We start from the raw sequence: 19,475 nt of genomic DNA, 5'->3' as shown, positions 1-19,475 counted from the left end.
GGAAAAACGCGACCGCGAGTCACATTTGGTGAATATCTCCCGTATGCGACGGGCCATCTCGCATTCATTTATAATTGCGACAAATTGCAAAACGCCTTTAGATTGCAATTCGTGTAGCCCAGAATTTGACGCTAGCCTCTTGACCGCAGCGCAAACGCCCTCCATGTCGGGAGGCTAAGTTTCCGCCTGGAAGCCTCCGCCTCCGGGCCAATCCTCTTTTGCAGAGAAGCAAGATGAAAGTTGTCGTCGTAGAATCTCCCGGGAAAATTAAGAGCATCAACAAGTATCTCGGCCCGGGTTACAAGGTTCTCGCCTCTTTTGGTCACGTCCGCGACTTGCCGGCCAAGGACGGTTCGGTTCTACCCGATCAGGATTTCGAAATGTCCTGGGAGGTCGACAGCGCGTCGCAGAAACGCATGAAGGATATTGCGGACGCCGTAAAAAGCTCGGACGGCCTCATCCTCGCGACCGACCCGGATCGCGAAGGGGAAGCGATTTCCTGGCACGTGCTCGACGTGTTGAAGAAGAAGCGCGTTCTGGGCGACAAGCCGGTCGAGCGCGTCGTCTTCAACGCCATCACCAAGAAAGCCGTGCTCGATGCGATCGCAAATCCGCGCGATATCGACGTGCCGCTGGTGGATGCGTATCTCGCCCGCCGCGCGCTTGATTATCTCGTCGGCTTCAACCTCTCGCCGGTCCTATGGCGCAAGCTGCCCGGCGCCCGCTCGGCCGGCCGCGTGCAGTCGGTTGCGCTGCGCCTCGTCTGCGACCGCGAAACGGAAATCGAGCGTTTCATCTCGGAAGAGTACTGGAACCTGTCGGCATTGCTGCGGACCCCGCGTGGCGACGAGTTCGAAGCGAAACTGGTTTCCGCCGACGGCAAGCGGCTGCAGGGCCGCGCGATCAAAAACGGCGAGGAAGCCAACCGGCTGAAGACGCTGCTCGATGGCGCCGCCTATACGGTCGATACCATCGAGGCGAAGCCGGTCAAGCGCAATCCCGGCCCGCCCTTCACCACGTCCACGCTGCAGCAGGCCGCTTCCTCCAACCTCGGCTTCAATGCTTCGCGCACGATGCAGGTGGCTCAGAAACTTTATGAAGGGGTGGATATCGGTGGCGAGACAGTCGGTCTCATCACCTATATGCGTACCGACGGCGTACAGATGGCGCCGGAGGCGATCGACGGCGCCCGCCACGCCATCGCCGACCAATTCGGCGACCGCTACCTGCCGGAAAAGCCACGCTTTTATTCTACCAAGGCGAAGAATGCCCAGGAGGCCCACGAGGCGATCCGGCCGACCGATTTCAACCGCTCGCCGGACAAGGTGCGCCGCTATCTCGATGCCGACCAGGCCCGCCTCTACGAGCTTGTCTGGAAGCGCGGCATCGCAAGCCAGATGGCATCCGCAGAGATCGAGCGCACCACGGTCGAGATTCTGGCGGACAATAACGGCCAGAAAGCCGGCCTGCGCGCTGTCGGCTCGGTCATCCGCTTCGACGGCTTCCTCGGCGCCTATGTCGACAGCCGCGAGGACGCCGACAAAACCGAGGATGATGAAGAAGATGGCCGCCTTCCCGAGATCAACGCGCGCGAAAAGCTCGACAAGCGCAAGGTGGATGCGAGCCAGCATTTCACCGAGCCGCCGCCGCGCTATTCGGAAGCCTCGCTGATCAAGAAGATGGAAGAGCTTGGCATCGGCCGTCCCTCCACCTACGCCGCAACGCTGAAGACGCTGAGCGACCGCGAGTACGTCACGACAGAAAAACGCAAGCTCGTGCCGCAGGCCAAGGGGCGTCTGGTGACGGCCTTCCTCGAAAGCTTCTTCACGAAATACGTCGAATACGATTTCACCGCCGATCTCGAAGAAAAGCTCGACAAGATTTCCGCCGGCGAGCTCGACTGGAAGCAGGTGCTGCGCGAATTCTGGCAGGATTTCTTCGCTCAGATCGAGGATACCAAGGAGCTGCGCGTCACCAACGTGCTCGATGCGCTGAACGAGGCGCTGGCGCCGCTCGTCTTCCCGAAGCGCGAGGACGGCAGCGATCCGCGTATCTGCCAGGTCTGCGGCACCGGCCAGCTTTCGCTGAAGCTCGGCAAGTACGGCGCCTTCGTCGGTTGCTCCAACTATCCGGAATGCAACTATACCCGCCAGCTCTCCCCCGAAATCGGCGCGGAAGCGGAAGCGAACGGCCTCAACGAACCGAAGGCGATCGGCGCCGATCCGCATACCGGCGAACAGCTCACGTTGCGTTCCGGCCGCTTCGGACCCTATATCCAGCGCGGCGACGGCAAGGACGCCAAGCGCGCCTCACTGCCAAAAGGCTGGAAGCCAGAAGACATCGATTACGAAAAGGCGCTCGCGCTGATCAACCTGCCGCGCGACGTGGGCAAGCATCCGGAAACCGGCAAGATGATCTCGACCGGTATCGGGCGCTACGGTCCCTTTGTGCTGCATGACGGCACCTATGCCAACCTGGAAGCGGTCGAGGACGTGTTCACCGTCGGCCTCAACCGCGCCGTCACCGTTCTCGCAGAAAAGCAAAGCAAGAACGGCGCGAGCGGCCGGACCCGCGGCACGCCGACGGCACTGAAGGAACTCGGCGACCATCCGGACGGCGGAGCTGTCACCGTGCGCGACGGACGCTACGGCCCCTATGTCAATTGGGGCAAGGTGAATGCCACGCTACCGAAGGGCATGGACCCGCAGAGCGTGACGATGGAACAGGCAATCGCCCTCATCGTCGAAAAGGGCGGCAAGGCTTCGACCGGCAAGACGAAGCCGAAAAAAGTCGCAACCAAAGCCGGCGGCGACACAAAAAAGACTGCGACGAAGGCCAAGACCGCGGCCAAGGCCACAACAAAGAAGGCGGCACCCAAGGCGAAGAAGACGGGAACGTGAGAGAACCGCGCGACAGATCGAGACCTTCAGGCAGACGCCCCGACAGAACCGTGCGCGGGAAAACCTCTTCGGAGAGCGAGAAGCCCGTCATTGTTCAAGGCGCGGTGCCACCGCGCGAAGTCCTGCTTGAATTCATCGCCGAAAACCCCGATCGCGCCTCCAAGCGCGAGATCGCCAAGGCCTTTGGGCTCAAAGGGGAGACACGGGTTGAGCTCAAGGACCTGCTCAGGACGCTCGAGGAGGAAGGCCTCCTCGCCAAGAACCGCAAGTCGCTTTCGCGTCCCGGCGCCCTGCCGCCGGTCACCGTGCTCGACATCACCACACGCGACAAGGACGGCGACCTGATCGGACGGCCGGCGGAATGGGACGAAGAACTCGGCGTGGCTCCGGCCGTACTCATCCGGCAGCCGTCGGAAGGCCGCGGCAAAGCCAAGGTCCCGGCCGCGGGCCTGAACGATCGGGTTCTGGCGAAAATCTTCCCGAACAAGGACCGGACCGGGCCAGCCTATACCGCCAGAATCATCAAACTTATCGACCGCCGTGCCAATGCCTCGCTCGGTGTCGTCAAGCAGCTTGCCAGCGGAGAAATCCGGCTGCTGCCGACTGACCGGCGCGGCGAGGAAATGGTCATCGAGCGCGAGGATCTCGGCGAGGCGAAGGATGGCGATCTGGTCGAGACGGAAGTCGCCCGCTCCGGCCGCTTCGGCCTGCCGCGCGCCCGTGTCCTCTCGGTCATCGGCTCCGTCGCCTCGGAAAAGGCGATCTCGATGATCGCCATCTATGCTCATGGCATTCCGCATGTCTTCCCGAAGGCAGTGCTCGACGAAGCGGCCGCGGCAAGACCTGCCACGATGGCGAAACGGGAAGATTGGCGCGACCTGCCGCTGATCACCATCGACCCCGCCGACGCCAAGGATCATGACGACGCCGTCTATGCCGAACCGGACCCCTCGCCCGACAATCCGGATGGCGTGATCGTCACCGTGGCGATCGCCGATGTCTCGTGGTACGTGCGCACCGGCTCCCCTCTCGACCGCGAGGCATTGAAGCGCGGCAACTCGGTCTATTTCCCTGACCGCGTCGTGCCGATGCTGCCTGAACGCATTTCCAACGACCTCTGCTCGCTGCGCGAAGGCGAAGACCGGCCGGCAATTGCCGTGCGCATGGTGTTCTCAAAAGAAGGCCGCAAGGCCGGTCACACCTTCCATCGCATCATGATGAAGAGTGCGGCCAAGCTCTCCTACCAACAGGCACAGGCCGCGATCGACGGTCGGCCGGACGACAAGAGCGGGCCGCTGCTCGAACCCATCCTGAAACCGCTCTGGCATGCCTATTCGGTGCTCAAACGCGGACGCGACCGCCGTCAGCCGCTCGAACTTGACATGCCGGAGCGCAAGATCGTCCTGAAACCCGACGGCACCGTCGACCGCGTCTTCGTGCCCGATCGGCTTGACGCCCACAAGCTCATCGAAGAGATGATGATCCAGGCAAACGTCGCCGCCGCAGAAACACTGGAGAAGAAGCGCCAACTGCTGGTCTACCGCATTCATGATACGCCTGCGCTTTCCAAGCAGGAAGCGCTTCGGGAATTTCTGGCGACGATCGGCATCTCGATGGTCAAGGGCGGGCAGCTTCGCGCCAATTCCTTCAACGGCATCCTCGCCAAGGCGCTCGATACCCCGCACCAGACCATGGTCAACGAAATGGTGCTGCGCTCCCAAAGCCAGGCGATCTACAGCCCGGAGAACATCGGCCATTTCGGCCTCAACCTGATGAAATACGCGCATTTCACCTCGCCGATCCGCCGTTATGCGGACCTGATCGTGCACCGTGCGCTCGTCGGATCACTGGGGCTCGGCGAAGGCGGCATCAGCAAGGAAGAGGAAGCCCAGCTCGACGACATTGCCGCCGAGATTTCGACATTCGAACGCCGCGCCATGGCGGCTGAACGCGATACGATCAACCGTCTGATCGCCCACCATCTTTCGACCCGCATCGGCGAGGAATTCGAAGGCCGCGTTTCCGGAGTGACCAAATCGGGACTATTTGTCTCGCTTCCGACCTATGGCGCGGATGGATTCATCCCTATATCCACGCTCGGCAACGACTACTTCATCTACGACGAGGCACATCAGGCGCTGTCCGGAGAGAAAACAGGTCTGGGCTATCAGCTCGGCGATGCGGTCGATGTGCGGCTTGCGGAGGCAATCCCGCTTGCCGGTGCGCTACGGTTCGAAATGCTGAGCGAAGGCAAAAAACTGCCAACCGCGATCCGCTCCTTCCACAAATCGGGGCGGCGCGGCCGATCCACCGGCCGGGCAAAGCCCGGAACCCGGCCGCCGCGCAGCGGCCGAAGGAGATAGGAATGGTACAACAGGGCGAGCAGGCGATCCGGTACGGCGGAGCACGGGAGCCCGAACGGCCGCTGGGACGCTCGATCAGGCGGGGCATGCTTTGCCGCTGTCCTCATTGTGGAGACGGCCGTCTGTTCCGTGCCTTCCTGAAGCCGGTCGATGCGTGCGCCGTCTGCGGCGAGGAGATCTTTCACCACCGCGCCGACGACCTGCCGGCCTATCTCGTCATCCTCGTGGTCGGCCACGTACTTTTGACCGGCTACATGCTGACTGACATGGCCTTCCGCGTCTCGCCCTGGGTGCATCTTGCCATCTGGGTGCCGCTCGCGATCCTTGCCGCGATTCTCACAATCCAGCCCATCAAGGGCGGTGTCATCGGCCTGCAATGGGCGCTGAAGATGCACGGCTTCGGAGGCACGGACGACGAGGCCGCCGATCCCGGTCGAGGCGGGCCGATCTCATGATTTCTTCCGCCGAGGAGCACGCGCCGTCCGCCATGGACGCGCTGAAACATGCCCGGATTGCGGGCGTGAGGCCCAAGGATGCCGCGTCGCTGATCCTGATCGATCGCTCTGCGGAAAGGCCGCGGGTGCTGATGGGCCGGCGCGGCAGCGGACATGTCTTCATGCCGGATGTCTATGTCTTTCCCGGCGGGCGGCGCGATGCCGGAGACCATACGCTCCCGTTCAGCGCCGATCTCGACCCGCTCGTCTCCGAAAAGCTGCTCGCCGGCACCTCGGCCCGCATGACGTCAAGCCGGGCGCGGGCGCTGGCGCTGGCGGCCTTGCGAGAACTCCATGAAGAAACCGGTCTCGCAGGGGGTACGGCTGCGGATCTTTCGCGGCTCCGCTATGTCGCCCGTGCGATCACGCCGCCCGGCAACGTGCGGCGCTACGACACCCGCTTCTTCCTCGCCTTTTCGGACGAGACCCTGTTCGACATGACGCATCTCAAGGATTCCAGCGAACTTCAGGACGTACGCTGGCTTGACATTGCCGAGCTTTCCGGCCTGAAACTCCCGCGCATCACGCAGGCGGTATTGGAGGATGTGCGAAACCTTATGACTACCGATCCATCTTTACCGTTTGGCAGTCCGGTCTCCTTCTACTTCATGCGTCACGGACGATTCGTCCGCAGCCGACTGTAAGGAATAGTGAATGCCTCAGCCGACGACTGACGCCAACGGCCATGTCGAAGAAATACATTGGCCGTCGCTGATCGCCGCCATTTCCGCCATCAGCGCGGTCGGCATCGCCATCGGCCTCGGCTTGCCTCTCCTCAGCATCATCCTTGAAAAACGTGGTATCCCGTCGACCCTGATCGGACTGAATGCGGCCATGGCCGGCATCGCCTCCATGTTCGCCGCTCCCGTCACCACCAGGCTGGCGCATGACCACGGCGTCGCAAAGACCATGATGCTGGCCGTGCTGATCGCGGCTTTGAGCGCGATCGGCTTCTACTATGCAGATGCCTTCTGGATGTGGTTTCCGCTCCGCTTCACCTTCCATGGCGCGACGACCACGCTCTTCATCCTGTCGGAATTCTGGATCAACGAAGTGGCTCCGCCGCGGCGTCGCGGCCTTGTGCTCGGCATCTATGCGACCGTGCTGGCGATCGGCTTCGCGATCGGCCCCCTGCTCTTTTCGGCGCTGGGCAGCGACGGCGTCCTGCCTTTCTTGGTTGGCGCAGGTGTCATCCTGCTCGCCGTCATCCCGATCTTCATCGCCCGGCATGAAAGTCCCGTGCTGGATTCGAAACCGGATCGGCATTTCTTGCACTATATCTTCCTGGTGCCAACGGCGACTGCGGCGGTCTTCGCCTTCGGTGCCGTCTCGGCAGGTGGCCTGTCACTCTTTCCGATCTATGCGCTTCGCGAATCTCTCACCGAGCCCCAGACCGCCGTGCTATTGACCGTAATGGGTATCGGCAACATGGCCTTCCAGATCCCGCTCGGCCTTTTCTCCGACAAACTCAAGGACCGGCGCCCTCTGCTGACCGCCATGGCGGTCCTCGGCGTCATAGGTTCTCTCGCACTGCCCTTCCTCATCCAGAACTGGCTGATGATGGCGGTCGTCCTGTTCTTCTGGGGCGGCTGCGTGTCCGGCCTCTATACGGTAGGACTTGCCCATCTGGGAGCTCGTCTCAGCGGGCCGGATCTCGCCGCCGCCAATGCCGCCTTCATCTTCTGTTATGCCGTCGGTACGGTGGCAGGTCCGCAGGGGATCGGGGCGGCCATCGATTTCGCCGGCAATGACGGTTTTGCCTGGGCGCTTGCGGGATTCTTCGGCTTCTATGTCGCTGTTTCCGCCTGCCGGATACTTTTCCGGTCAAAACGGAGTTGACTTTTCGGGCGCGATTTGTAATTTCGCGCCAGATTTTGCCGTGGAGCTTAACCGCGTCCACGGCTTCATTTTTCTCAGAGGCAAAACCACCATGGCGAAAGCTACGACCATCAAGATCAAGCTGCTGTCGACGGCTGACACCGGTTTCTTCTACGTCACGACGAAGAACAGCCGTACGATGACGGACAAGATGACGAAGACCAAGTACGATCCGGTTGCTAAGAAGCACGTCGAATTCAAGGAAACCAAGATCAAGTAAGCTTGATCGTATGGTTGTCGGAAGGCGCTGGCCGACAGGCCCAGGCGCCTTTTCTTTTTGTTTTTTTCAGAAAACTGCGCTCGGGATGCGGCAGGCTGTCCGGAAACGGAAAGGCGCCGCTCCATGGCCTTGGAGCGGCGCCTTCAAACGGGGGTCGACCAGCCTGCAATCACGGCACGAGGAACCGCTTTGGCATGCCTGCCGGTCGACCGACCCCACGACCCAGGAGATGCGGCGGACCTGAGCATCATGGGGTATTGATCTCCCCTTCGGGAGTTCTTTCTTTATTGCGGTCAAAATTGCGCAAAACGGGAAGAAAATCAACAGATTCTTAATTCGGGATTTGATCTGTTTTGGTTGTTGGTTAAAATCGGCGCCGAAAGAACACGCGGCTGAAGGCTTTCGAATATTCATCAAAAACCATACCAATGATATCTTGTTTCCAGATGGTTCCGGAATCTTAGAAATTGACCGACAGTGACTAAGAATATCTTGAACAGACGCTGTCTATCCCGCCAAAATCGACCAAACCTGATAGCCAATTGGCTTATCTATTCTCGCGCAACTGATCTGAAGACACCTTGGATACATCCAAGGCCACCCGGATGCTGCACTGCAACTGGATTTCCTGACTACTATTCATAAAAATTCTTATACCAATTCCGACCCGCAAAAAATTGGTCCGGCCTATAAAAATTGATAGATCAAATGGCTTTTTCCACAGCGCGCAACTCGCTCGCAACGGCTGCGTTACCGTCTGCAAGACAACTCTCTCATCCAGATCTTAAGCAGCAGCCGCGACCACTCTGTTACGGCCGCCGGTCTTGGCTTCGTAGAGTGCGCGGTCGGCCTGCTTCAGAAGCTGCTCCGGGGTCTCCGCGCCGTAAGTGTTGCAGGCTATCCCGAGCGAGGCCGTTATATTGAGCGTGGCGCCGGCCGCCTTCAGGGCAAAGGGCTGGCTTTCGATGATGCCGCGAAGACGCTCCGCAATTGCGGCTGCCGCAACCGCGTCCGTATCGGGCATGACGACCACGAATTCTTCGCCGCCGTAGCGGCAGGCAAGATCGGCTCCCCTCACCGTCGAACGGATGCGCGCGGCGAATTCCTTCAGCACTTCGTCGCCCGCATCGTGTCCATAGGTATCGTTGACCGATTTGAAGCGGTCGATGTCAGTGATGCACACGGACAACAGGCGGGACCGCGCTGCTGCCCGGTTGAACAGCACTTTCAGATGATTGTCGAGATAACGGCGGTTGTTGAGCCCAGTCAGCCCGTCGGTCACGGCAAGCTCGATCGTCTGACGGACGCTCATGCGCAGACGGTCATTGTAGCGCTTGCGCTTGATCTGCGTGAGTACGCGGGCAAGAAGCTCGTTGGGATCGATCGGCCGGACGATGTAGTCATTGACGCCGAGATCGAGCGCGCGGACGACGACATCGTCGGCGCCCAGGTCCGTCACCAGAAGCAGCGGCAGGAAGCGGGTGCGCTCAATAGAACGAAGCTGTGAGCAGAGACGCAACGGGTCGTATTCGTCGAAATTCGCGTTGACGATCACGAGATCGATCGGATTTTCCGCCGCCTCGAAAAGTGCTGCCTGCGGGTCCGACATGGCGATCACGTCCGCCACCGGCTTCAGTGCCTTGATAATGCGCTCCTGGGAACTCGCGCGGCCATCGACAAGCAATACCTGGGCCGGTTCGTCGCGACCGTCCGTGCCCTTCAAAATGTCCTCAAGCGCAAGATTATGTGCGGTATCGGCCCGAATGCGTAATTCGTCGCTCAGCGTCTTCAACCGCACAAGGCTTTTCACCCGCGAGATGAGCTGCAGGTCGTTGACCGGCTTGGTCAGGAAATCGTCGGCACCGGCCTTCAGGCCGCGCACACGGTCAGACGGCTGATCAAGCGCGGTCACCATGACGACCGGAATATGGGCGGTGCGTGGATTGGCTTTCAGCCGTTCGCAGACCTCGAAGCCATCCAGGCCTGGCATCATGATATCGAGCAGGATCAGGTCAACGTGGGTACTGTCGCAAATCGCCAGCGCCTTGTAGCCATCATCTGCCGTCAGCACGTCAAAATACTCCGCGAGAAGCCGGGCTTCGAGCAGCTTCACGTTTGCCGGAATATCGTCGACTACCAAAATACGCGCGGTCATGACACCCGTCCCGATCTCATGCGTCGCCCAGATAGGTCTTGATGGTTTCGATGAATTTTGGCACCGAGATGGGCTTGGAGACATAGGCTTCGCAGCCGCCCTGGCGGATGCGTTCCTCGTCGCCCTTCATGGCGAAGGCGGTCACGGCGATGACGGGAATAATGTGAAGCTCGTCATCTTCCTTCAGCCACTTCGTGACTTCGAGACCGGATACTTCCGGAAGCTGGATGTCCATGAGAATAAGATCAGGACGATGCTTGCGGGCAAGATCGAGCGCTTCCATTCCGTTGCGGGTCTGGATCGTGTCATATCCCGATGCTTCGATCAGGTCGCGGAAGAGCTTCATGTTAAGCTCATTGTCCTCGACAATCATGACCCGTTTGGGCATGGCGATCCGTTCCTGTCTTGCAAGCGTGCCTTCTGTATATAAGCTCCCGGAACGGTCGATTCCACAGAGCCCCATTCAGGCACGGTAAGGCCATTTGGTTGAGAAAAAGGTAACTTGGCAGATGATGCGGCGCGAATCCGAATATAGCCGAAGCAATTCGGCCGATGCCGAGGAGACGGCAGCCGCCATTCTCGGCTGGCTTGCCAGCGAACCGGAGATGCTTGCCCGGTTCCTGGCGCTTTCCGGCCTGCAGCCGAACCAATTGCGGGGTGCTGTAAACGACCCGGGTTTTCTGGCCGGCATGATTGATTTCCTGATGGGCCATGAGCCGACCCTGCTTGCCTTTTGCGAAGCAACGGGCACGAAACCGGAAACCGTGGCTGCCGCCTGGCGCCACTATTCCGGCCCAGGACTTGATTCCGGCGAATACTGAAATGACCGAGATTTTCCACCTCCGCACCGATCTTTCCCATGTACGCCTTCGCGATCGCCCGCTCGTCGTCTGCGATGTCGACGATGTCGTGCTGCATTTCGTGGCTCCCTTTCAGGATTTCCTGCGGGGCGAAGGCCATGAACTGCTGCCGCGCTCCTTCCGGCTCACCGGCAATATCATCTCCACCCAAACCCGGATTGCCCTCGAACAGGGGGATGTCCGCCGGCTGGTCGAAGCCTTCTTCGAGGCACAGGAAAGCTGGCAGTTCCCCTTCGATCTCGTCGTCCAGACGCTCGAAGCGCTCGGCCGCGACGCCGATGTCGTCTTCCTCACCGCGATGCCGCCGCTTTACCAGGAACATCGCCGCCGGCTTCTCGACCGGCTCGGGCTCGCCTTTCCGCTGATTGCTAGCGAGGAGCCCAAGGGACCGATCGTGCAAAGGCTGCATGCCGCACGCCCCTTGCCTTCGATCTTCATCGACGACATGGCGCATAACCTTCATTCGGTGCGGGATCATCTCGCACAATGCCTCCTCCTTCATATGATGCCGGACTCGCCGCTGCATGTCCTTGCTCCGAAGCCTGCTGAGGACATCGTACGGGCTATAGACTGGCCACATGCCGCACAACTCATCCGGGCTCATATCCGTTCCGGCGCTGCCTGAGCTAGAATTCGAGCCGCATCAACGGTCGCCCCTCCTTGCGGCGTGCGACCTCCCTAAACCCGGCCGCCTCGAAGACTCTCATCGAACCGACATAGAGACCAAGCGATTTCGACGTTTTCGCCTGCTCCATGGGACAGGCTTCGATGCGGCTAGCGCCGCTTTCTCTCGCAAATCGGACCGCCGCATCCAGGATCCGGTGGCTGTTGCCCTTTCTACGATGGCGGCTGCTGATGAAGAAACAGCTCACCGCCCAGACCGACGGGTCCCCGGCATCTGCCGGGTCCAGCGGTCGAGACACCGTACGGGGGGAGTTCCATTGCGGAACATCGGCGCGTGGCCCCACCTGCACCCAGGCCACCGGCTGGCCTTCCACGTATCCGAGCACACCGGGCGGCGGGCCTGTCTCGATGCGATTGCGAATGAATTCCTTCTTGGCCGTGCCGTCCAACACCTTGCGTTCCGCGGCGGGCATCCGGAAATAGGTGCACCAGCAGCCGTAACAGGCGCCGCTCGGTCCAAACAGCGTTTCAAAATCGTCCCATCGCTCAGGTGTCAGTGGATAGGCTGCGAAGACTTCCATGCCGGCTCGCTCCTCTCTTGAGACTCGCAAGTTTAGGGCCTATCGTTACGGTGTTCAACCTTTGTTCTCATCATGACGCCCGCGCCTGACAAGACACCCGGCTTCTGTCGCGACTGCCTTGCTGAGCAGAAGGCGGAGGTGCGCCGCTGTCGCGCCTGCGGCAGTCCCCGCCTCGTCTATCACAGGGAACTTTATGATCTCACGCTGGCGCATATCGATTGCGACGCCTTCTATGCGACGATTGAGAAGCGCGACGATCCGGAACTTGCAGACAAGCCGGTAATCATCGGCGGGGGCAAACGCGGTGTCGTCTCGACCGCCTGCTATATCGCCCGCATCAACGGCGTACGATCGGCCATGCCAATGTTCAAGGCGCTGGAGCTTTGTCCGGATGCCGTCGTCATCCGGCCGAACATGGAGAAATATGTGGCTGTCGGTCGCCAGGTGCGGCAGATGATGATGGACCTGACACCGCTCGTGCAGCCCCTTTCCATCGACGAGGCCTTTCTCGAACTCGCAGGCACCGAACGCCTGCATCACGATCGGCCTGCGCGCATCCTCGCCAAACTGGCCACCCGTGTGCAGAATGAACTCGGCATCACCATCTCCATCGGCCTCTCCTATTGCAAATTCCTAGCAAAGGTCGCCTCCGATCTCCAGAAACCGCGGGGGTTCTCGGTGATCGGCCGGGAGGAGGCGCTGGAATTTCTGGCCGCCCGCCCCGTCACTACGATCTGGGGCGTCGGGAAGGCCTTCAACGCGACGCTGGACGCTGACGGCATCCGCACCATCGGCCAGCTCCAGACCATGGAGGAAGGCGATCTGATGCGCCGCTACGGCACGATGGGCCAGCGGCTCTATCGGCTTTCGCGCGGCATCGACGATCGCGAGGTGCATCCGAACGAGGCAGCCAAGAGCGTTTCGGCCGAAACCACGTTCTTCGACGATATCTCGCGCCATGACGACCTCGTGCCGATTCTGCGCCGGCTCTCCGAAAAGGTATCCGCGCGGCTAAAGAAGCACGGCATTGCCGGCCGGACCGTCGTGCTCAAGATGAAGACCGCCGATTTTAAGAGCCGTACTCGCAACAGGCGGCTCGAAGACCCGACCCAGCTTGCCGACCGCATCTTCCGGACCGGGCTTGCGCTGATGGAGCACGAGACCGACGGAACGAAATTCCGCTTGATCGGCATCGGCGTCACCGACCTCACCGATCCGGGGCTCGCCGATCCGCCGGACCTCGTCGACACGCAGGCCGGGCGCCGCGCCGCGGCCGAGGCGGCTATGGACAAGCTGCGCGACAAGTTCGGCAAAGCGGCGGTCGAAACCGGCTACACGTTCGGGGACCGCCGGCGCGATCCATGAAACGTGATCCGTTCTTAACCATGATCTTAAGATTATCCCCACCGCCGAAAACCTTCTTTAACCTCATGCGCTAATATACGGGTCATGTATTGCGTATGGGGTCGGTTATGTTGCGTCGTATTGCGTTCGGAATTGGGCTTTTGTCTGCGACCATGCTGTCGCATGCAGCCTTCGCGGAAGGCGCTCGCACGCTGCAGATCATCGTTTCCAAGGATAAGCAGGCCCTCACGGTCTATGACGGCGACACGGTCGTTGCGACCTCGAAGGTTTCCACCGGCAAGGCAGGACACTCGACGCCGAGCGGCATCTTCTCGATCCTCGAAAAGCGCAAATATCACGAATCGAACATCTATTCGAACGCGCCCATGCCCTGGATGCAGCGGCTGACCTGGTCGGGAATTGCGCTTCACGAATCCAGCAGCGTGCCGAATTATCCAGCCTCGCACGGCTGCGTGCGTATGCCAGGCGCATTCGCGAAGTCGCTCTATCAGATGACCGAGCGCGGCGCTCATGTGATCATCACCGATGCACAGATCGCGCCGGAACGGATCGAGACCACGAACCTCTTCATGCCGCGCAAACCCCTGCCAGCCGGGCCGCTCTTTCCGGATGTCGAGCTCAGGACCTCCTCGATCCGAGGAGATTCCAAACCGGTCGAGGTGGCAATGAATGTCGTTCCGGACAATCCCGCGGCCGCGCATCCGGCTGTCGTGACGGATGCGCAACCAGCGGTGACCGCAGACGACGATGTAGCACCGCTGCGTATCCTCATCACCCGTCGCAGCGAGCGCGAAACGCTGATGGATGCGCAGGTCATCCTGCAGGATCTCGGCTTCGAAACGGGCGGCGCAGACGGTTTCGCCGGCCCGCTGACTCGCAGTGCCATCGCCGGCTTCAAGCGCTGGAAGAGCCTTTCCCTCAAAGGGCCGCTTGTAACGCCGGAATTCCTGAATGCGCTCTATGAGACCGCCGGCAGACCGCAGCCGCCAGCTGGCCAGATCATGGTGCGGCAGAATTTCGAGCCGCTGTTCGAGGCGCCGGTCGGCATCAAGGACCCGCACATCGCGCTCGGCACGCATTTCTTCAATGTCGACAAGATCGAGCGCAGTGCCGAGACTGCCGAATGGCTTGGGATAACACTGCCGAACCAGCTGAGCGAAGCGACGATGAAGCGGCTCGGCATTATCGTCGCCGATGACCCTCATGCCCCCGATGCCGCCACCCGCGCATTCGAGCGCATCGAAATCCCGGCCGACATCCGCGACCGGATCGAGACGCTGATGACCAACGGCACGTCGGTGACGATCAACGACCAGGGCCTTGGCCCGGAAACCGGCAAAGGCACCGATTTCGTGACCATCACGCACTCCCAGCCGCCCAAGGTTATCGAAGCCAGCAGTTCAGTGACCAAGCCTCGGCCCGTGCGGAAATCGCAAGCAAGAGCGCAATATCGTTCGATCGGTCTATATTAAAGGTACGGCGCGATCGAAACAGCCGAGCCCGGCCTATACCAGTTCCACGTCGAGGACGCCCGGCGCCGCGCGCAATGCTGCGGCGATTTCCGGCGAGATGCGATATTTCTCCGTCAGCTCCACCTCGATCTCGCGCTTGCCGTCATCCTTGATGACGACGAAAGAGACCAGCCCGTCGCCCCTTGCGTTCAGGTGCCTCGCCACGGTCTTCATAGGCCCTGAATCTCGGACATAGACGCGCAACGCCTTCTGCATCTGCACGGATTTCTCCTCCAGCGACTGGGCCGTCTGAATGCGCAACCCGATGCCTTCCGGCCGTTCCTCCGCCTGCACGGTAATAAGCAGCGATTTGCCGGGTTCGAGGAGATCGCGGTATTGCGCAAGTCCTTCCGAGAAAAGCACGGCCTCGAACTGGCCGGACGAGTCCGAGAAGGCCACGATGCCCATCTTGTTGCCGGTGCGGGTCTTGCGCTCCTGACGGCTCGTCACCGTGCCCGCGAGCTTTCCGAAACTTGCCCCTCCCTTCACCGAAACAGAGAATTCCGCAAAGGTCTGCACCCGCATCTTGGCAAGAATATTTGCATAAGAATCGAGGGGGTGGGCGGAGAGATAAAAGCCGAGAACCTGGTACTCGCGCATCAATTTTTCCGACGGCGTCCACGGATCGAAAGGCGGCAGAACGAGCTTTTCGGGGCCAGAGCTCGCCGACGAGCCGAAGAAATCCGACTGGCCGCTGACTTTCTCCTCCTGGGCACGCTGCGCATAACCGATGATGCGGTCAAGCCCGCCGATCAATTCGGCACGATCGATACCGAAGCAATCGAAGGCGCCCGCCGAGATCAGGCTTTCCATGACGCGCCGGTTGATCTGCTTCGGATCGATCCTCAGGCAGAAATCCTCGATGTTCTTGAATGACCGGTCGCCGCGCACATCGGTGATATGTTCCACGGCCGAGTCGCCGACGCCCTTGATGGCGGCCAGCGCATAGTAGATCTTGTTCTCGCCCGTCTCGAAATGCCGGTAAGAGGTCTGAACGGACGGTGGAATGACAGCAATGCCGAGGCGCCCCGCATCCTGTCGGAAGTCGTTGAGCTTCTCGGTGTTCGCCATATCGTAGGTCATCGACGCGGCGAGGAACTCGACCGGGTAATGCGCCTTCATATAGGCGGTCTGGTAGGAAACGATCGCGTAGGCCGCCGCGTGCGACTTGTTGAAACCGTAGTTGGCAAACTTGGCGAGCAGTTCGAAGATGTTGTCGGCCTGCGCCTTGGAGACGCCGTTCTTTACCGCGCCGTCGACGAAGCGTTCGCGCTGCTGGTCCATCTCGGCCTTGATCTTCTTGCCCATGGCGCGGCGCAAAAGATCGGCCTCGCCGAGCGAATAGCCCGAGAGAACCTGGGCGATCTGCATGACCTGTTCCTGGTAGACGATGACCCCTTGGGTCTCCTTGAGCAGATAATCGATCATCGGGTGGATCGATTCGATCTCCTCCTCGCCATGCTTGCGGGCATTATAGGTCGGGATGTTCTCCATCGGACCGGGGCGGTAGAGCGCGACCAGCGCGATAATGTCCTCGATGCAGTCCGGCCGCATGCCGATCAGCGCCTTGCGCATGCCGGCACTTTCCACCTGGAACACGCCGACCGTTTCGCCACGGGAAAGCATCTCGTAAGTCTTCTGATCGTTCAGCGGGATCTTGGCGAGATCGATTTCGATGCCGCGCTTCCTGCAGAAGTCAACGGCAGTCTTCAACACTGTCAGCGTCTTCAAACCAAGGAAGTCGAACTTCACCAGGCCTGCCTGCTCCACCCATTTCATGTTGAACTGGGTGACCGGCATGTCGGAACGCGGGTCTCTATACATCGGCACGAGTTTCGAGAGTGGCCGGTCGCCGATCACTATGCCGGCGGCATGGGTCGAAGCGTGGCGATAAAGGCCCTCGATCTTCTGGGCGATGTCGAGAAGGCGCTGGACGACCGGCTCCTTGTCCGCCTCTTCCTGCAGCTTCGGCTCCTCCTCGATCGCCTTCGACAGCGGCGTCGGGTTGGCCGGATTGTTCGGCACGAGCTTGCAGATCTTGTCGACCTGGCCGTAGGGCATTTCCAGCACACGACCGACGTCGCGCAGCGCCGCGCGCGCCTGCAGCGAACCGAAGGTGATGATCTGCGCCACCTGCTCGCGGCCGTATTTAGCCTGCACGTAGCGGATCACCTCTTCACGACGGTCCTGGCAGAAATCGATGTCGAAGTCCGGCATCGACACGCGTTCCGGATTGAGGAAGCGCTCGAAAAGCAGCGAGAAGCGCAACGGGTCAACGTCGGTGATCGTCAGCGCGTATGCCACCAGCGAGCCGGCACCCGAACCGCGGCCCGGACCGACCGGAATATTGTGCTGCTTTGCCCACTTGATGAAGTCCGACACGATCAGGAAGTACCCCGGGAACTTCATGCGTTCGATAACGCCCAGCTCGAAATCCAGACGCTCGCGGTAATCCTGTTCCGTATAGCCGCTCGTCATTCCAAGGGTTGCGATGCGGTTTTCCAACCCTTCGATCGCCTGACGGCGCAATTCCGCCGCCTCGGCCCGTTCGGCCTCTTCCGGATCTGCCGTTGCCCCGGTAAAGCGCGGCAGGATAGGCTTTCGCGTCTTCAGGATGAAGGAGCAGCGCCGGGCGACCTCGACCGTGTTTTCCAGCGCTTCCGGCAGGTCGGCAAACAGGGCTGCCATTTCAGCGCGACTTTTCAGATAATGATCAGGCGTCAGGCGGAAACGGTTGTCGTCCGAAACGATCGCATTGTGGGCGACCGCCATCAGCGCGTCATGGGCGTCGTAATCTGCCTTCGACGGAAAAAAAGCCTCGTTCGTCGCAATCAGCGGCAGGTCACGGTCGTAGGCAAGCGCCACCATCTTCTGCTCATGTCGCCGGTCAAAGGAACCGTGGCGCTGCAGTTCGACATAGACCCGGTCGCCGAAGAGCTCTTTCAGCTTAAGCAGCCGTGACTCGGCAAGTGCCGCATTCCCGTCCTTCATGGCCATGTCGACCGGCCCGCCGGAGGCTCCGGTGAGCGCGATCAGCCCGTCGGTGCCCCCCTCCTCCAGCCACGAGCTGCAAATATGCACGGCGCCGTGACCTTCGCCGCTCAGATAGGCGCGGCTGATAAGGTCGACCAGCCTTTCGTAGCCCGCAGCCGTTGCTGCAAGCACGACAATCGCCGGCAGCCTGGCAAGCTGCTGATGGCCAGCGCGCCGCTCTTCCGACTGGTCTTCCATATCGATCGAAAGCTGACAGCCAATGATCGGTTGCAGCCCATCATCGATAGCCTTCTGGGCAAATTCCAGCGCAACGAAGAGATTGTTCGTATCGGTGATCGCGATCGCGGGCTGATGATCCGCGACCGCTTTCGAAAGAATCTTCTTGAGCGGCAGTGCGCCCTCAAGAAGCGAGTAGGCGGAATGAACGCGCAGGTGAACGAATTGCGGGCTATCGCCCAACGATTCCGATCCCGATTTTGCGTTCGCCATATCTGCCATGTCCGCGCCTTACCCACTTCATGAATCGGGCTATTTTCCGGTGCGGCCTGCCGAGAGTCCAGTTCAGATTTCCTCGCTCAACGTCTTTCGGATGACGAAGCTTCAAGCGAGAGTTCGCTCACATGGCCATGACGAGCATGGACAGGCTTGCCACGAAGGTGGCGATGGAAGCGAATGCGGCAATGTCACGAAGAATGTCAGTCATCGTCGTCTCCCGTGTTCGTTATGTTTTTAATTTGTTCTCTTTTTGTACAAAAGTCAACAAGAGAACAAAAGGAGAAACGCGATTTCGAAACTATGGTTAAAATTGGAGAGAAATCCCTGTTTTCCAAGAGGTTCGCGTAGGCTAGAGTTGACAGATCAGAGCGGGGAACCTTCCACCATGAGAACATTTGCAGTGCTTGTCGCCTTCCTCCTCGCCGGCCCGGCGCTGACCGAAGAGCTGATCGATCCCGGTCGGATCGCGGCTGTTGCGACCGGGGATTTTGACCGGGATGGCGACGCCGATCTCGCCATGATCGTGCGTCCGCCACGGGAACACGGCGCGGACCGCAACGGCATCTACATCTACCTTGCCGACCCCTACGAAGGACGGATGACGCTCAAGGCAGCTGCCACGAACAAAGTGCCCGGCTCGTTTATCTATGCGGGAGAATCGGTTGCAATCGCCGCCTTGCAGAACGGATCAATTCTGGTGACGGCGAAGAACGATACGCCCGGCCAGCGGCATTACGAGATCAGGCTTACACTTGCCTATCGCAATTCGGATTTCCTGGTGGCGGGCTACGGCTTTTCGGAGAACGTGCCGGACCAGATCGAATGCGACCTCAACCTGCTGACGGGCAAAGGCAAGGTGAACGGCAAACCGATCATCGGCGCGCCAGGCGCGGTTCCGGTCGCTCAATGGGAGAACGAGATCGGGCAAGACATCTGCAAGGGGCGGTAAACCGTCTGCCAGCATGTTTTCATGGGGGAAACGAGGGGGAAGTCCCCATTGGCGATCAAGGTTGTTTTCAGGAGCGGCCGAGACAC

General features: G+C 60.5%; 15 protein-coding genes. 11 read left to right on the top strand and 4 right to left on the bottom strand.

All coding sequences use genetic code 11. The features are described from left to right. Positions 1-233: 233 nt before the first annotated feature. The 6 genes from topA to rpmG all read left to right on the top strand — a co-directional run bounded on the left by topA (position 234) and on the right by rpmG (position 7,855). Positions 234-2,900: a type I DNA topoisomerase gene (gene topA / locus J2046_RS13185; RefSeq protein WP_210052442.1), complete on the top strand. Its 2,667-nt coding sequence runs from the start codon at positions 234-236 to the stop codon at positions 2,898-2,900. A 50-nt stretch (positions 2,901-2,950) separates the two neighbouring features. Further along, positions 2,951-5,263 carry a ribonuclease R gene (gene rnr, locus J2046_RS13180; protein WP_325169756.1) on the top strand — a complete coding sequence of 771 codons (2,313 nt, stop codon included), beginning with the start codon at positions 2,951-2,953 and terminating at the stop codon, positions 5,261-5,263. Positions 5,264-5,265: 2 nt separating this feature from the next. After that, positions 5,266-5,718 carry a DUF983 domain-containing protein gene (locus tag J2046_RS13175; RefSeq protein WP_210052438.1) on the top strand — a complete coding sequence of 151 codons (453 nt, stop codon included), beginning with the start codon at positions 5,266-5,268 and terminating at the stop codon, positions 5,716-5,718. Between the two features lie 32 nt (positions 5,719-5,750). Beyond that, positions 5,751-6,401 (top strand): NUDIX hydrolase, encoded by a 651-nt coding sequence (locus J2046_RS13170; RefSeq protein WP_233469769.1) that lies wholly within the window; start codon positions 5,751-5,753, stop codon positions 6,399-6,401. Positions 6,402-6,411: 10 nt separating this feature from the next. Continuing rightward, positions 6,412-7,596, top strand: coding sequence for an MFS transporter (locus tag J2046_RS13165; RefSeq protein WP_210052434.1), 1,185 nt, complete (start codon positions 6,412-6,414; stop codon positions 7,594-7,596). Positions 7,597-7,687: 91 nt separating this feature from the next. After that, entirely contained in the window at positions 7,688-7,855 is a 168-nt protein-coding gene (rpmG, locus tag J2046_RS13160; RefSeq protein ID WP_003547442.1) for a 50S ribosomal protein L33, read from the top strand. Between the two features lie 784 nt (positions 7,856-8,639). On the opposite strand, the gene J2046_RS13155 is transcribed toward rpmG, so the two are convergent. Together J2046_RS13155 and J2046_RS13150 are read right to left on the bottom strand one after the other, a co-directional pair. Beyond that, complete coding sequence (locus J2046_RS13155; RefSeq protein ID WP_210052432.1) at positions 8,640-10,010, bottom strand: PleD family two-component system response regulator; 1,371 nt, start codon at positions 10,008-10,010, stop codon at positions 8,640-8,642. Positions 10,011-10,026: 16 nt separating this feature from the next. Beyond that, entirely contained in the window at positions 10,027-10,398 is a 372-nt protein-coding gene (locus tag J2046_RS13150; protein ID WP_085423079.1) for a response regulator, read from the bottom strand. 124 nt (positions 10,399-10,522) lie between these two features. On the opposite strand from J2046_RS13150, the gene J2046_RS13145 reads away from it, so the two are divergent. Beyond that, positions 10,523-10,831: a DUF3572 domain-containing protein gene (locus J2046_RS13145; RefSeq protein WP_210052812.1), complete on the top strand. Its 309-nt coding sequence runs from the start codon at positions 10,523-10,525 to the stop codon at positions 10,829-10,831. Between the two features lies 1 nt (position 10,832). Next, positions 10,833-11,495, top strand: a complete 663-nt coding sequence (locus J2046_RS13140) for a hypothetical protein (protein WP_210052430.1) — start codon at positions 10,833-10,835, stop codon at positions 11,493-11,495. A 1-nt stretch (position 11,496) separates the two neighbouring features. Here the strand turns inward: J2046_RS13140 and J2046_RS13135 are convergent, their stop codons facing one another. Continuing rightward, complete coding sequence (locus tag J2046_RS13135) at positions 11,497-12,075, bottom strand: GNAT family N-acetyltransferase (protein WP_210052428.1); 579 nt, start codon at positions 12,073-12,075, stop codon at positions 11,497-11,499. A gap of 72 nt (positions 12,076-12,147) precedes the next feature. On the opposite strand from J2046_RS13135, the gene J2046_RS13130 reads away from it, so the two are divergent. Together J2046_RS13130 and J2046_RS13125 are read left to right on the top strand one after the other, a co-directional pair. Beyond that, complete coding sequence (locus J2046_RS13130) at positions 12,148-13,440, top strand: DNA polymerase IV (RefSeq protein ID WP_210052426.1); 1,293 nt, start codon at positions 12,148-12,150, stop codon at positions 13,438-13,440. 140 nt (positions 13,441-13,580) lie between these two features. Continuing rightward, positions 13,581-14,912 carry a L,D-transpeptidase family protein gene (locus tag J2046_RS13125; RefSeq protein WP_411828496.1) on the top strand — a complete coding sequence of 444 codons (1,332 nt, stop codon included), beginning with the start codon at positions 13,581-13,583 and terminating at the stop codon, positions 14,910-14,912. 33 nt (positions 14,913-14,945) lie between these two features. Here the strand turns inward: J2046_RS13125 and dnaE are convergent, their stop codons facing one another. After that, positions 14,946-18,434, bottom strand: a complete 3,489-nt coding sequence (gene dnaE, locus J2046_RS13120; RefSeq protein WP_411828495.1) for a DNA polymerase III subunit alpha — start codon at positions 18,432-18,434, stop codon at positions 14,946-14,948. Positions 18,435-18,825: 391 nt separating this feature from the next. Between dnaE and J2046_RS13115 the strand changes: the two genes are divergently transcribed. Beyond that, the gene (locus J2046_RS13115) at positions 18,826-19,389 is read left to right on the top strand and encodes an FG-GAP repeat protein (RefSeq protein WP_210052420.1); all 564 of its coding nucleotides are present in this window, start codon (positions 18,826-18,828) and stop codon (positions 19,387-19,389) included. Positions 19,390-19,475: the final 86 nt, after the last annotated feature.

This window comes from Neorhizobium petrolearium, assembly GCF_017873175.1.
Taxonomy (GTDB): Bacteria; Pseudomonadota; Alphaproteobacteria; order Rhizobiales; family Rhizobiaceae; genus Neorhizobium; species Neorhizobium petrolearium.
The sequence above is the reverse complement of the archived record's forward strand: the minus strand, read 5'-3'. Positions and strand labels throughout refer to the sequence as shown.

Bases quoted from the DNA above. Each gene is read 5' to 3' on its own strand.
- topA (WP_210052442.1), top strand. From the start codon at position 234: ATGAAAGTTGTCGTCGTAGAATCTCCCGGGAAAATTAAGAGCATCAAC.
- J2046_RS13175 (WP_210052438.1), top strand. From the start codon at position 5,266: ATGGTACAACAGGGCGAGCAGGCGATCCGGTACGGCGGAGCACGGGAG.
- J2046_RS13170 (WP_233469769.1), top strand. From the start codon at position 5,751: ATGGACGCGCTGAAACATGCCCGGATTGCGGGCGTGAGGCCCAAGGAT.
- J2046_RS13165 (WP_210052434.1), top strand. From the start codon at position 6,412: ATGCCTCAGCCGACGACTGACGCCAACGGCCATGTCGAAGAAATACAT.
- rpmG (WP_003547442.1), top strand. From the start codon at position 7,688: ATGGCGAAAGCTACGACCATCAAGATCAAGCTGCTGTCGACGGCTGAC.
- J2046_RS13155 (WP_210052432.1), bottom strand. From the start codon at position 10,010: ATGACCGCGCGTATTTTGGTAGTCGACGATATTCCGGCAAACGTGAAG.
- J2046_RS13150 (WP_085423079.1), bottom strand. From the start codon at position 10,398: ATGCCCAAACGGGTCATGATTGTCGAGGACAATGAGCTTAACATGAAG.
- J2046_RS13145 (WP_210052812.1), top strand. From the start codon at position 10,523: ATGCGGCGCGAATCCGAATATAGCCGAAGCAATTCGGCCGATGCCGAG.
- J2046_RS13140 (WP_210052430.1), top strand. From the start codon at position 10,833: ATGACCGAGATTTTCCACCTCCGCACCGATCTTTCCCATGTACGCCTT.
- J2046_RS13135 (WP_210052428.1), bottom strand. From the start codon at position 12,075: ATGGAAGTCTTCGCAGCCTATCCACTGACACCTGAGCGATGGGACGAT.
- J2046_RS13130 (WP_210052426.1), top strand. From the start codon at position 12,148: ATGACGCCCGCGCCTGACAAGACACCCGGCTTCTGTCGCGACTGCCTT.
- dnaE (WP_411828495.1), bottom strand. From the start codon at position 18,434: ATGGCGAACGCAAAATCGGGATCGGAATCGTTGGGCGATAGCCCGCAA.
- J2046_RS13115 (WP_210052420.1), top strand. From the start codon at position 18,826: ATGAGAACATTTGCAGTGCTTGTCGCCTTCCTCCTCGCCGGCCCGGCG.